This is a genomic window from Pseudophaeobacter sp. EL27, assembly GCF_900313025.1.
In the GTDB taxonomy this organism is placed as follows: Bacteria; Pseudomonadota; Alphaproteobacteria; order Rhodobacterales; family Rhodobacteraceae; genus Pseudophaeobacter.
The window spans coordinates 78,527-91,788 of record NZ_OMPQ01000013.1 but is presented as its reverse complement, the minus strand read 5'-3'; the positions used below and the strand labels follow the sequence as shown (position 1 = coordinate 91,788).

Genomic DNA, 13,262 nt, shown 5'->3' with positions numbered 1-13,262 from the left:
GGAGACACCCAATGGCGAGTAGCCATCAGGCATCAGGCATTCAGGCAGGGCGATTGGCCGCTGCGGATATCGCCGACAACTTTGGGGATCTGCACCCCGCTTATGACGCACATGAGGCCGCTGTGGCCGCGGATCGTTGCTATTTTTGCTATGATGCGCCCTGCATGACCGCATGTCCCACCAGTATCGACATCCCGCAGTTCATCCGCGAGATTCAGGCAGGCCATCCATCCTCTGCGGCCAAGACCATTCTGGACCAGAACATCCTGGGCGGCATGTGCGCACGGGTCTGTCCAACAGAAACACTTTGCGAAGAGGCCTGCGTCCGCGAAGCCGCCGAAGGCAAGCCGGTCGAGATTGGCCGTCTGCAGCGCTTCGCCACTGATACGCTGATGGAAAAGGACGTGCACCCCTATAGCCGTGCGGCAAGCACTGGCAAAAAGGTTGCCGTTGTTGGCGCCGGTCCTGCTGGACTGTCGGCGGCGCATCGTCTGGCGATGTTGGGCCATGATGTTGTGGTCTATGATGCCAAGGCAAAGGCCGGTGGTCTGAATGAGTTTGGTATCGCGGCCTATAAATCCACCGAAAACTTTGCCGCCCGCGAAGTGGACTGGCTGCTGAAAATTGGTGGTATCACCATGGATTACGGCAAGAAGCTGGATGCGGAACTGTCGCTGGACGGGTTGAAATCTGATTATGACGCGGTTTTCCTGTCAATTGGTCTGGCCGGGGTGAACGCCCTGCGTGCTGCAGGCGAAGACATGGATGGTGTGCGCGATGCCGTGAACTTCATTGAAGAGCTGCGCCAGGCGGAAGATCTGAGCGCACTGCCAGTGGGCCGCAATGTTGTGGTGATCGGTGGTGGCATGACGGCGGTGGATGCCGCTGTGCAGTCCAAACTTCTGGGGGCTGAAAACGTCACAATCGCCTATCGTCGTGACCGCGATGCAATGGGCGCCAGCCGGTTTGAACAGGACCTCGCGGCCTCCAAAGGTGTGACCTTGATGTTCAACGTGATGCCCAAGGCAATTCACGGTGATGGCGCTGCTGCGGAAATCGAGCTGGAATATACCAAAGTAGAAGATGGTCGCGTGAGTGGCACCGGCGAGACAATTCGCCTGGCGGCAGAGCAGGTCTACAAGGCCATTGGTCAAAGCCTGGAAGGCCAGCCCGATGCGGTTGAGCTGGAGGGGGGCAAGATCATGGTGGACGCCACAGGGCGCACCTCGGTGGCGAATGTCTGGGCCGGGGGCGATTGTGCCTCGGGTGGCGAAGACCTCACCGTGACCGCCGTGGCCGAGGGCCGCGACGCCGCAATGGATATTCACGCGAGCCTGATGGGCTGAGCAAGCCGGGGCTCTTGCTGGTCGAGAGCCCCAAGCGAGCATGAAAAGGAACAGACAAATGGCTGATCTGACAACAGAATTTCTGGGTATTAAATCCCCAAACCCGTTCTGGCTGGCCTCGGCGCCACCGACGGACAAAGAATATAACGTACGCCGTGCCTTCGAGGCCGGCTGGGGCGGGGTGGTCTGGAAGACCCTCGGCTCTGAAGGTCCCCCCGTGGTCAACGTCAATGGTCCGCGCTATGGCGCGATCTTTGGTGCTGATCGTCGCCTTTTGGGGCTGAACAACATCGAGCTGATCACTGATCGCTCGCTGGAGATCAATCTCGAGGAAATTACCCGCGTCAAGAAGGACTATCCGGATCGCGCCGTGATCGTCTCGATCATGGTGCCCTGCGAGGAGGAAGCCTGGAAGGCGATCCTGCCCAAGGTTGAGGCCACTGGTGCCGACGGTATCGAGCTGAACTTTGGCTGCCCCCATGGCATGGCAGAGCGCGGTATGGGCGCGGCCGTGGGCCAGGTGCCCGAGTACATTCAGATGGTCACCGAATGGTGCAAGAAATACTATTCCAAGCCAGTGATCGTGAAGCTGACGCCAAACATCACCGATGTGCGTTTCCCAGCACGCGCGGCCAAAAATGGTGGCGGTGACGCGGTCAGCCTGATCAATACCATCAACTCCATTGTCTCCGTGGATCTGGACCAGATGGCGCCAGAGCCAACCGTTGGAGGCAAAGGGACACATGGTGGCTATTGTGGCCCGGCGGTAAAACCGATTGCCATGAACATGGTTGCCGAAATCGCCCGCTGCCCCGAAACACATGATCTGCCGATCTCTGCCATTGGTGGTGTTACCACCTGGAAGGATGCCGCAGAATTCATGGCGCTTGGCGCGGGTAATGTGCAGGTCTGCACCGCCGCGATGACCTATGGGTTCAACGTGGTGAAAGAGATGATTTCCGGCCTGTCCAACTGGATGGATGAAAAGGGCTATACCTCGACCCAGGACTTCATCGGCATGGCTGTTCCGAATGTGACCGACTGGCAGTATCTGGATCTGAACTTTATCGCCAAGGCGAAGATCAACCAGGAAGACTGCATCAGCTGTGGTCGTTGCTTTGCCGCCTGCGAAGACACCTCGCACCAGGCTATCGAGATGAGCGCCGATCGTGTTTTCACCGTTAAGGATGATGAATGCGTTGCTTGTAATCTCTGCGTGAATGTCTGCCCGATTGAAGGCTGCATCACCATGGAAGAGGTTCCGGCTGGCCAGATTGATGAGCGCACCGGCAAGGTGGTCTCTGATGAATATGCCAATTGGACGACCCATCCCAACAACCCATCAGCCACTGCGGCAGAATGAGCCTCAGATCTTAATGAGCTGATTTGAAACAAAAAGGGCAGCGCCTCGGCGCTGCCCTTTTTCAATTCTCAACCAATCTGGCCGCTAGAAGTCTTTACGGCCTGAAAATGGTTAATTATCCTTAACTTATCGGCGTAAGCATCCGGCGATAAAAGGTTTCCAGGAATTCAGGGGCTGCGTTAAAGGGATCTTCCTGCCCCATGAGCATCCGCACCTGAACATCAAAATCCGCATAATGCTGGGTCAGTGCCCAGATCGAAAACATCAGATGTTTGGGATGGGTCTGGTTGATCTTGCCATCTGCCATCCATCCTTCGAGCACGGCAGATTTTTCTTCCAGAAGATCCCGCAGATCCGTCGATAATGCCTCCAGCATCCGCGGCGCGCCTTGAACGATCTCATTGGCAAACAGCCGACTTTCACGTGGGAAATCCCGGCTCATCTGAAGCTTGCGCTGCACATAGGCGAGGATCTCTTCCAGCGGATCGCCCTCCGCGTTGATCTCCCGCATTGGGTCGAGCCAGGTGTCCAGCAACTCGGACAAAAGCGCGGTGAACATCGCCTCCTTGGAGGGGAAATAATACAGCAGATTTGGCTTCGACAACCCGGCCTGGCTGGCGATCTGATCCACCGTGGCGCCGCGAAATCCATGCGCTGAAAAGACCTCGAGCGCGGCCTCCAGGATGGCGGCGCGATTCTTTTTCTGGATGCGGGTAGGTGATCGGTCCTTGGGCATTGTGGATAAGCGATCCTTCACGTCCGTTATGCGGGTAAGAGCGCCCGCAATTTGCGCATTTGCCCCATTTTTCATGGGGAATTCAAAGTCAAAATGACTCAATTTCTTGACTGGTGCTGTCTCCGTGATAGCGTGAGTTTGACCAGTTGGTCAAATCCAACTCATTGGAGAACGGCCAACGATTCAAAGCCACCGATTGGTGCCAAGCCAAGAATAACCCGCGGGACCAGCGGGGGGAACAGGAAGGAAGCTGCGATGACGTCTTTGGGACAGAATCTGAAAATCAACGGCGATCGGCTCTGGGAGAGCCTGATGGAGATGGCCAAGATTGGCCCCGGCGTCGCAGGGGGCAACAACCGTCAGACCTTGACCGATGAAGACGCCGAGGGGCGCGCGCTGTTTCAGAAATGGTGCGAAGAGGCGGGCTGCACCATGGGGTTGGATCAGATGGGCAATATGTTTGCCCGGCGCGAAGGCACTGATCCGGATGCGCTGCCGGTCTATGTGGGATCGCATCTGGATACCCAACCCACGGGCGGCAAATATGACGGCGTGCTTGGGGTCTTGGCCGGGCTGGAGCTCATTCGCTCTCTCAATGATCTGGGGATCAAGACCAAACACCCCATCGTGGCCACCAATTTTACCAATGAAGAAGGTACCCGCTATGCGCCGGCCATGCTGTCGTCGGGGGTCTTTGCAGGCATTCACACTCAGGACTGGGCCTATGACCGGACAGATGCCGAGGGCAAAAAATTCGGCGATGAGCTGAGCCGTATCGGCTGGCGCGGGGATGAGGAAGTTGGCGCACGCAAGATGCATGCCTTTTTTGAGCTGCATATCGAACAGGGCCCCATTCTGGAAGCCGAAGGCAAGGATATTGGGGTTGTTACCCATGGTCAGGGCCTCAGCTGGACCCAAGTGACCATCACCGGCAAGGACGCCCATACCGGGTCGACGCCGATGCCGATGCGCCGCAACGCGGGTCTTGCCATGGCGCGGGTCTTGGAAGCGGTGGATGAGATCGCTTGGTCCCATGCCCCCAGTGCGGTTGGTGCCGCTGGGCATATCGATGTCTATCCCAACTCGCGCAATGTGATCCCTGGCAAAGTGGTCTTTACCGTTGATTTCCGCTCGCCTGAGCTGGAGGTGATCCAGGACATGGAGCTGCGCCTGCGCGAAGAAGGTAAGGATATCGTCGAAGCCCTGGATATGCAGATCGAGTTTGAAAAAGTCGGAGGTTTTGATCCGGTGAAATTCGACGATACCTGCGTCACGGCTGTGCGCAGCGCGGCGGAACGTCTGGGCTATTCGCATCTCGATATCATCTCTGGCGCGGGTCATGATGCCTGCTGGATCAACCGGGTTGCGCCAACGGCGATGATCATGTGCCCCTGTGTGGATGGGTTGAGCCACAATGAGGCGGAAGAGATCAGCAAGGACTGGGCAGAAGCCGGAGGCAATGTCCTGTTTCACGCGGTGGTGGAGACGGCTGAAATCGTTTCCTAAAGCGGGAAAGGGGCGCTGCCCCCGCGGCCCCTAGGAGGCCGCTCCCCCGGGATATTTTTGGCCAAATGAAGTCCAGGACAATTGATTGGGCCAACTGAACAGGGAGCTGGTCCCAAAACCAGAAAAAGGGGCGTAAAAGGCGCCCGAGACAGGGAGTTTTACCATGAGTAAAGTCATCAAGAACGGGACCATTGTGACCGCGGATCTGACGTATAAATCGGATGTTTTGATTGAGAATGGCGTGATCACTGCCATTGGGCCAAACCTGAAGGGGGATGAGGAGCTTGACGCTACTGGCTGTTACGTGATGCCGGGCGGGATTGATCCGCATACCCATCTGGAAATGCCCTTCATGGGCACCTATTCGACGGATGATTTTGAAAGCGGCACCCGCGCGGGCCTGGCGGGCGGCACCACCATGGTGGTGGATTTTGCACTGCCCAATCCGGGCGAGAGCCTGCTGGATGCCTTGAAGCGTTGGGACAACAAGTCGACGCGGGCCAATTGTGATTACTCCTTCCATATGGCGGTGACCTGGTGGGGGGAGCAGGTCTTTGACGATATGAAGACCGTGATTGAGACCCGTGGCATCAATACCTTCAAGCACTTCATGGCCTATAAGGGCGCTTTGATGGTCAATGATGATGAGATGTATTCCAGTTTCCAGCGTCTGGCGGAATTGGGCGGCATTGCCATGGTACACGCGGAAAACGGCGATGTGGTGGCGGAACTCTCGGCCAAACTGCTGGCGGAAGGCAATACCGGCCCCGAGGCCCATGCCTATTCCCGCCCGCCCCAGGTCGAAGGCGAGGCCACCAACCGCGCTATCATGATTGCTGATATGGCCGGCGTGCCGCTTTATGTGGTGCATACCTCCTGTGAGGACAGCCACGAGGCCATTCGCCGTGCCCGGATGCAGGGCAAACGCGTCTGGGGCGAGCCGCTGATCCAGCATCTGACCCTGGATGAGAGCGAGTATTTCAACCCTGATTGGGATCACGCCGCGCGGCGTGTCATGTCGCCGCCCTTCCGCAACAAGCAGCATCAGGACAGTCTTTGGGCTGGTCTGCAGTCGGGCTCGCTCTCGGTGGTGGCGACGGATCACTGTGCCTTCTCGACCGAACAGAAACGCTACGGAGTGGGGGATTTCACCAAGATCCCCAATGGCACTGGCGGGTTGGAAGACCGGATGCCGATGCTTTGGACCCAGGGGGTTGCGACGGGGCGGATCACGCCAAATGAGTTTGTCGCTGTGACCTCGACCAATATCGCCAAGATCCTGAATTGTTATCCTAAAAAGGGTGCAGTTCTGGTGGGGGCGGATGCGGATCTGGTGGTTTGGGATCCGGAAAAGTCCAAAACCATCGCCGCCAGCACCCAGCAATCGGCAATTGATTACAACGTCTTTGAAGGTCATGAGATCAAAGGACTGCCGCGCTTTACCTTGACGCGGGGACATGTGGCTGTGCATGACGGCGAAATCCGTACCCAGGAAGGCCATGGCCGCTTTGTGGAACGCGAAGCCAATGCAACCGTGAACAAGGCGCTATCGACCTGGAAAGAACTGACAGCTCCGCGCCCCGTTGAGCGATCAGGCATTCCCGCGACTGGCGTCTGATCACAGGCGATAAATCGAAGAGCAGGGCTGCGCCAGGGAGACCGCGCGCGGCCCGCGCATAGTCTGAATAAGGCGAAGATATGAATACTCAAACGACTACCCAGGCCGGTGTCCTAAATGGATCCACCGAGGCCGTCGTCGAAGCGAAGAACCTGGATCTGGTTTTTCCCACCAATGACGGGCCGGTGCAGGCGCTGAAGGATGTGAACCTCACCATCAACAAGGGGGATTTTGTCTCCTTTATTGGTCCTTCGGGCTGTGGCAAGACCACCTTTCTGCGGGTGATGGCGGCGCTGGAACATCCCACTGGCGGCACAATTACCGTCAATGGCATGAGCCCGGATGAGGCCCGCAAGCAGCGCGCCTATGGCTATGTGTTTCAGGCGGCGGGGCTGTACCCCTGGCGTACCATTGCCAAGAATATCAAGCTGCCGCTTGAAATCATGGGCTATTCCAAAGCCGAGCAGGACAAGCGGGTTGAGCAGGTGCTGGAGCTGGTAGAACTTGCGGGCTTTGGCGGCAAGTATCCCTGGCAGCTCTCAGGTGGCATGCAGCAGCGGGCCAGCATTGCCCGAGCGCTGGCCTTTGATGCGGATATCCTGTTGATGGATGAACCCTTTGGGGCGCTGGATGAGATCGTACGCGATCACCTCAATGAGCAGCTGTTGAAGCTCTGGGCACGGACCAACAAGACCATCGGCTTTGTCACCCACTCAATTCCAGAAGCGGTCTATCTGTCGACCAAGATCGTGGTGATGTCACCGCGCCCTGGTAGGATCACTGATGTGATCGAGAGCACGCTGCCGCGCGAACGCCCGCTGGATATTCGCGACAGTCAGGAGTTCATCGATATTGCCCACCGCGTGCGCGAGGGCCTGCGGGCAGGGCATGCCGATGATTGATGCATTGATATCGACAACTGGAGGGGAGGGGGAGCAATGAAGACTTTTCTTTCCGTCCTGACCGTGCTCGCCGCCATTTTGGCCTTTTGGTATGCGGCTTGTGTGCCGATGAACATTAAGGGCGTGTTGGATGCAGCTGAGCGTGGCGGCGCTGAAGTCATGCCTGCGACTTCAAAAGTGCGGCGCGATATGGGGAGTTTTGGGCTGGTGGCTGACAACACATTTGCCATCGCGCAGACCTGGGAACAGGATCGTCCGCGCCTGCCGGCACCACATCAGGTGATCTCTGAGCTGTGGAAGACCACAGTGATGAAGAAGGTCACCTCAAAACGCTCCTTGGTCTATCATGCGCAGGTGACGCTGAATGCGACCCTCTTGGGCTTTGTCATTGGTACAGGGCTTGGCATCTTGCTGGCTGTGGGGATCGTGCATTCAAAAGTGATGGATATGTCAGTGATGCCCTGGGCCATCGTCAGCCAGACTATTCCGATTATTGCCCTGGCGCCGATGATCATCGTGGTGCTTTATTCCATCGGGGTGCAGGGGATACTGCCCAAGGCGGTTATCTCGGCTTACTTGAGCTTTTTCCCGGTGGTGGTTGGCATGGTGAAGGGGCTGCGCAGCCCCGATGCGATGCAGTTGGATCTGCTGAAGACCTATAGCGCCAATACAAGCCAGGGGTTCTGGAAGCTGCGACTGCCTTCATCGATGCCCTATCTCTTTACCTCACTGAAAATCGGGATTGCGGCGTCTTTGCTGGGGGCCATCGTTGGCGAGCTGCCGACGGGGGCGGTTGCCGGACTTGGCGCGCGTCTATTGGCGGGGAGCTATTATGGCCAGACGGTGCAGATCTGGTCTGCGCTCTTTGCGGCTGCCATCCTGGCGGGGCTTTTGGTGGCCTTGTTGGAGTTGATTGAGAAAAATGTGCTGAAACGCATGGGGATGGCGTCATGATGCAATTGTCTAAAGGGGGCGCTGCCCCCGCCGCAGAAATGCGGCTCCCCCGGAATATTTTGGGCCAAATGAAGTCGAGGGCCCCTTTGGTTCTCAATGCGCGAGACAGCAGGGGAGAGGCCAGATGACGATGGTTTTGCTTGCTGTTTTGGTCTGGTGTCTGGGCTGGTGGGTGAACAGCCGCCTGGCCAATGGTGCCAGCGCGGGGACCCGGGCCGTAAAGCTGCTGGTTCCGGTGATTTTTGGCGTCACGCTGTTGTTGGTCTGGGAGCTTTTGGTGCGCGGGCTGGAGGTGTCACTGGTGATCCTGCCAGCACCAAGCCTGATTGCGGAGCGCTTTGCCACATCCCTGCCGATCCTGTGGAAAGATCTGTCGCAGACCTTTCTGAAGGGCGCTCTGTCTGGCTATGTGATGGGCTGTGGTGCCGCATTGCTGATGGCTGTGGCGGTGGATCGCAGTGATTTTCTGCGCCGTGGCCTGCTGCCGGTGGGCAATTTTGTGGCGGCCCTGCCCATTGTGGGAACCGCGCCAATTCTGGTGATGTGGTTTGGCTTTGATTGGCAATCCAAGGCGGCCGTTGTAGTGGTCATGGTGTTCTTTCCGATGCTGGTGAACACCGTGGCCGGGTTGCGCGAGACCTCTGCCATGCAGCGGGATCTGATGCAGACCTATGCGGCCAGCTATTGGCAGAGCTTTTTCAAACTGCGTCTGCCCGCAGCTTTGCCCTTTATCTTTAATGGCTTGAAGATTTCGACAACCCTGGCGCTGGTGGGGGCAATTGTGGCTGAGTTCTTTGGCTCCCCCACTGTGGGCATGGGCTTTCGGATTTCGACCAGCGTGGGGCAACTGGCGCTGGATATGGTCTGGGCCGAGATTGTCATGGCGGCATTGGCGGGGTCGTTTTTCTACGGGACAATCGCCCTGATCGAGAAAAGCTTGACCTTCTGGCACCCTTCGCAACAGGGCTAAAAGAATAGTCCATCGCGTCGGCTGTGCTGCGCGGTGGATAAGACCAGAGGGGCGCTCTGGTGACGACCTGAAAGAATGGTGAAAAATCGATCACAGGTTCAAAATTAATGCTCAATAGCTGCGCAAACAGGCCGAAGGCCTGACAAGAACTTAAGAAAAATATTTGATCGAAGGGTCAAATTCGCGCAAGCTTTCATCATAACCAACGGGAGAACGATCTCATGAAACACATTTTGACAGCCGCCGGTCTGGCGCTTGCATCTGTCGGCGCGGCCCAGGCTGCGGATGACGTGAAGTTGCAGCTGAAATGGGTGACACAGGCACAGTTCGCTGGCTACTACGTGGCTCTGGACAAAGGCTTCTATGAAGCTGAGGATCTGAATGTCACCATTCTGCCAGGGGGGCCGGATATTGCCCCAACCCAGGTGATTGCAGGCGGCGGCGCCGATGTTACGGTTGAGTGGATGCCAGCGGCCCTGGCGGCGCGCGAAAAGGGTCTGCCGCTGGTCAATATCGCCCAGCCTTACAAAAGCTCGGGCATGCAGCTGACCTGCTGGAATGACACAGGTATTGCCGAGCCTTCTGACCTGTCAAACCGCACCCTGGGTGTATGGTTCTTTGGCAATGAATTCCCCTTCATGAGCTGGATGAGCAAGCTGGGCATCTCCACCGAAGCCAAGGGTGAAATGGGCGTCGAAGTTCTGAAGCAGGGCTTTAACGTTGATCCACTGCTGCAGCGTCAGGCCGATTGTATTTCGACCATGACCTATAATGAATACTGGCAGGTGATCGATTCCGGTGTTTCCGAGGATGAGCTGATCACCTTCAAATATGAGGACCAGGGCGTCGCGACGCTGGAAGATGGTCTCTATGTTCTGGAAGAGAACCTGGATGATCCGGCCTTTGTGTCCAAGATGGAGCGTTTTGTGCGCGCCTCGATGCAGGGCTGGAAATATGCCGAAGCCCATCCTGATGAGGCAGCAGAAATCATTCTGGAGAACGATGCCTCCGGTGCCCAGACCGAAGTTCACCAGCAGCGTATGATGCGGGAAGTGGCCAAGCTAACCGCAGGCAGCAATGGTGCCCTGGACCCAGCCGATTATGAGCGCACAGTACAGACCCTGCTCGAAGGTGGCTCTTCGCCGGTTATCACCAAAGCCCCAGAAGGCGCCTGGACCCATGTCATCACCGACGCGGCTCTGAAATAAGCCAAATTCTCGCCCTTGCCTGAAAACTTGCTAAGGGCGGGCAGGCTAAAGGAAAACCCGCCGAACCTGATGGTTGGGCGGGTTTTTCATTTGGGTGTTTTCAGAGCGAACAAGGGGGCGCCCTCAAGACTGTTCCAAAAAGCCGCCAAACTGGCCCCGTTTAAAGATCAAACCTTTGCCTGGGCGGGTGGTGACCTTTGTGACTTGCCCTAAAATGATGGTGTGATCCCCAGCGGGATGAGCCTCAAATTTCTGACATTCAAACCGGGCGATATAGCCGTGCAGGGCCGGAGTTCCAGCCGCGCTTTTGTGCCAGTTGGCCTGGGTAAACCCCTCGCCATCGCGGGCAAAATGCTGCGCCTGCTCCAGCTGATCTTCGGCAAGCACATGAATGGCAAAGCGTTCTGCGGCGACAAATGTATCGTGACGCAGCGAGCTGCGATCAGGGCACCAGAGCAGGAGCGGCGGCTCAATCGAAACCGAGGTGAAACTGTTCACTGTGATCGCCAGGGGGCGGTCTTGCGAAAGGGTGGTCACAACGGTGACCCCGGTGGCAAAATAGCCCAGAGCATCCCGATAGGCCCGGGCCGTGTCAGCGGCGGGAATAAAACTGGTTTCTGGCATCGCGCGCCTCACTTCAGGTCTTTTCGCCTGCCTGCCATGTGCTGCCGTGATTGTCCACTGGATTGAGGTCCTCCAGCAGCCGTCCATGGCGGCGGGTTTGCTCAATCACCTGTTCCAGGCTGTTAAAGCCGCGCGCCTGCAGCATGGGGATCATTTGCACCAGGGCGCTTGCGGTTGCATGGGCATCGCCCAGGGCCGTATGGCGCAGGGCAGGCGGGATGGTGATATCCAGCCGTTCACAGAGCGCATCCAGCGTGTGCGGAACCGAGGATCCAAACAGCACTGCACTCAGTAATACAGTATCCAGGATCGGATGATCCCACTCTACCCTGGTTGCCTTGGCGTGACGGCGCAAAAAGGCCATGTCAAATGGCGCGTTATGGGCCACAATCACCGCATCCTTGGCAAAGAGGTGAAACTGGGCTGCCGCTTTTGTAATGACCGGGGCTCCCTGCACCATGGCATTGCTGACCCCGTGCACCCGGGTCGAGGCCTCGGGGATGGGCCGCTGCGGGTCGACCAGCGTATCAAACTGCTCCCCCTCGATCATGCGGCCGTTCAGCACCCGGACGGCCCCAATCTGGACGATCTCATCCTTATGTGGCAACAGTCCGGTGGTTTCGGTATCAAACACCGCAAAGCACAGATCTTTCAGGCTCCGTTCGCCAATATCCTGCAGCGGGCGCTCGAGAAGCTCAAAATCGTAAATCAGGGGCCGGGCGGCGTCAGGGGCGATTCTGGCAACGGCGGCATCAAAGATTAGCACATAGCCTTCCCCCTGGCCTAGTGGCTTTAGGTGCACGAGATAGCTCTGCGCCTCGTCCCGGCCCGTCACCTGCGCCTGCACCTCCTTGCCCGTCTTGATCATCTGGCTATAGGCGGCTTCCAGAGCCACTTGGTCCAGGTAGTCAAACAGGCAGGCATTCAGGCGAGGGTGGGCAATCTGCGCCAGAACCACTGCCGCCTGGGCATCATAAAGCACGATGCGATGATCTGCGCCCAGCATCACCGTTGCGACTGGCAGCTCACTCAGGAGCGCGGTCAACTGGCGTTTATCTGCTTCCAGCCGCGCCGTTTCCTCAGCGATATTGCGCGCGGTCAACAGGGTGGTGTCACCAAGCTGCCCGGCCAACCCAGCCGCAGCAGGGGCGAGATCACCCAGATAGCGTGCTGTCTTGGCATCAATACCCCGGGACACCCCCCCATGGGCACGCAACCGCATCTCTGAGGCGAGAACTTCGATTGGCTTGGCGACATTCTCATCAAACAGCAGCCATATGCCTGCGCAGATACCAAGAATTGCAAAGGTGCCAAGCAGGCCGGCAAAAATAAAGGGATCGAGCAGGGCTGGGGTCGCTGCCCGTTGATAGCTCAGCCAAAGACTGCCCAGGCTGACAGCAATTGCGCCCAGGGCGAGGAGGCAGAAAAACAAGAAAATCCGCAGACGCAGGCTCAGATGGGTCAACATGGGGTCAGCCTCCGCAGGTGGTGGTCAAGAGCGGGTCTTCAGCAGGGGGGGAGACCCAGTTTACGCCACCAATACTGCCATCCTCGGCAAACCGGGTCTCAGCCTCCACCGCTGCGCGCCGCCAATTAGCACAATCCGCAACAATGCTGAGCTGGCTGATCGGCGCCCAGCGGCCAAAAAAGAACACCTCTGCCAGATGCTGGTCCGGCTGCTTTGGATGGCTGCGCCGGGTGGCCAGGTCCACCGCAACAAAGCGCTCGCTCAGTGGCACCAGATAGGTCCAGGGGCGATAGAGCTTGCGGCTCTCCACCACCTCGGCCACCACCAGCCCTTCGGGCAGATTGGCCTCGGTGCGGCTGTACCAGCTATATTCCGAAGCAACCGTCACACCAATCATCGCCAGACCCGCCGCCACTGGCGCCAGCCAGCGCGGCAGTCGCGCCCCGGTGGCGCTGTTGATCAGCATCACCACCCCGGCAACAGCGATACCGGCAAAAATCACAGCGATCAGTTCCAGAAACATCTTTCCCCCAAGACTGCCCGGGTGTTGTGAAACCCTGGGCCTAT

At 57.8% G+C, this 13,262-nt stretch carries 12 protein-coding genes; 8 read left to right on the top strand and 4 right to left on the bottom strand.

The window, feature by feature from the left end:
* Positions 1-11 precede the first annotated feature (11 nt).
* Entirely contained in the window at positions 12-1,346 is a 1,335-nt protein-coding gene (locus ED661_RS15565) for an NAD(P)-dependent oxidoreductase (RefSeq protein WP_122074848.1), read from the top strand.
* Positions 1,347-1,404: 58 nt separating this feature from the next.
* Positions 1,405-2,709 (top strand): NAD-dependent dihydropyrimidine dehydrogenase subunit PreA, encoded by a 1,305-nt coding sequence (gene preA, locus ED661_RS15560; RefSeq protein WP_122074847.1) that lies wholly within the window; start codon positions 1,405-1,407, stop codon positions 2,707-2,709.
* 121 nt (positions 2,710-2,830) lie between these two features.
* Here preA and ED661_RS15555 read toward each other — a convergent pair whose 3' ends face one another.
* Entirely contained in the window at positions 2,831-3,445 is a 615-nt protein-coding gene (locus ED661_RS15555; protein WP_122075452.1) for a TetR family transcriptional regulator C-terminal domain-containing protein, read from the bottom strand.
* Positions 3,446-3,700: 255 nt separating this feature from the next.
* Between ED661_RS15555 and ED661_RS15550 the strand changes: the two genes are divergently transcribed.
* The 6 genes from ED661_RS15550 (at position 3,701) to ED661_RS15525 (ending at position 10,603) form a co-directional block, all read left to right on the top strand.
* A complete protein-coding gene (locus ED661_RS15550; RefSeq protein ID WP_122074846.1) occupies positions 3,701-4,951 on the top strand; it encodes a Zn-dependent hydrolase in 1,251 nt (416 codons plus the stop codon).
* A gap of 163 nt (positions 4,952-5,114) precedes the next feature.
* Positions 5,115-6,569, top strand: coding sequence for a dihydropyrimidinase (gene hydA, locus ED661_RS15545; RefSeq protein ID WP_122074845.1), 1,455 nt, complete (start codon positions 5,115-5,117; stop codon positions 6,567-6,569).
* A gap of 80 nt (positions 6,570-6,649) precedes the next feature.
* Complete coding sequence (locus tag ED661_RS15540) at positions 6,650-7,471, top strand: ABC transporter ATP-binding protein (RefSeq protein WP_122074844.1); 822 nt, start codon at positions 6,650-6,652, stop codon at positions 7,469-7,471.
* A gap of 36 nt (positions 7,472-7,507) precedes the next feature.
* On the top strand, positions 7,508-8,425 hold the full coding sequence (locus tag ED661_RS15535) for an ABC transporter permease (protein ID WP_122074843.1): 918 nt from the start codon (positions 7,508-7,510) through the stop codon (positions 8,423-8,425).
* A 124-nt stretch (positions 8,426-8,549) separates the two neighbouring features.
* On the top strand, positions 8,550-9,395 hold the full coding sequence (locus ED661_RS15530; protein WP_122074842.1) for an ABC transporter permease: 846 nt from the start codon (positions 8,550-8,552) through the stop codon (positions 9,393-9,395).
* Positions 9,396-9,616: 221 nt separating this feature from the next.
* A complete protein-coding gene (locus tag ED661_RS15525; RefSeq protein ID WP_122074841.1) occupies positions 9,617-10,603 on the top strand; it encodes an ABC transporter substrate-binding protein in 987 nt (328 codons plus the stop codon).
* Between the two features lie 123 nt (positions 10,604-10,726).
* On the opposite strand, the gene ED661_RS15520 is transcribed toward ED661_RS15525, so the two are convergent.
* Genes ED661_RS15520 through ED661_RS15510 form a run of 3 tightly spaced genes read right to left on the bottom strand, consistent with a single transcriptional unit; the run spans position 10,727 to position 13,218 of the window.
* Positions 10,727-11,227, bottom strand: coding sequence for a flavin reductase family protein (locus ED661_RS15520; protein WP_122074840.1), 501 nt, complete (start codon positions 11,225-11,227; stop codon positions 10,727-10,729).
* Positions 11,228-11,240: 13 nt separating this feature from the next.
* On the bottom strand, positions 11,241-12,695 hold the full coding sequence (locus tag ED661_RS15515; RefSeq protein WP_122074839.1) for an exonuclease domain-containing protein: 1,455 nt from the start codon (positions 12,693-12,695) through the stop codon (positions 11,241-11,243).
* Positions 12,696-12,699: 4 nt separating this feature from the next.
* Complete coding sequence (locus ED661_RS15510; RefSeq protein WP_122074838.1) at positions 12,700-13,218, bottom strand: hypothetical protein; 519 nt, start codon at positions 13,216-13,218, stop codon at positions 12,700-12,702.
* Positions 13,219-13,262 lie beyond the last annotated feature (44 nt).